The 269-nt window shown below is 64.7% G+C and carries 1 pseudogene; it reads left to right on the top strand.

Annotation, left to right across the window (positions count from 1 at the left end):
- Positions 1-15: 15 nt before the first annotated feature.
- Positions 16-269 (top strand): annotated as a pseudogene (locus ACSNOK_RS34415) (hypothetical protein); the annotation flags it as partial.

Raw genomic sequence — 269 nt, 5'->3', positions numbered from 1 at the left:
GTGATGCAAGGCGAAATGCTGGAATTCCCCGCAGGCAAGGACGGCCAGCCCTCCTTCGGCCTGGCGCTGAACCTCGAGCGCGACTCCGTCGGCGCCGTGATTCTGGGCGAGTACGAGCACATCTCCGAAGGCGACACCGTCAAGTGCACGGGCCGCATTCTGGAAGTGACCGTCGGCCCCGAACTCATCGGCCGCGTGGTCAACGCCCTGGGTCAGCCCATCGACGGCAAGGGCCCGATCAACGCCAAGATGACGGACGTGATCGAGAA

The organism is Streptomyces sp. URMC 126, assembly GCF_051386555.1.
Classification (GTDB): Bacteria; Actinomycetota; Actinomycetes; order Streptomycetales; family Streptomycetaceae; genus Streptomyces.
Note: the sequence above shows the minus strand (reverse complement) of the source record. Positions and strands in the feature narration are given on the sequence as shown.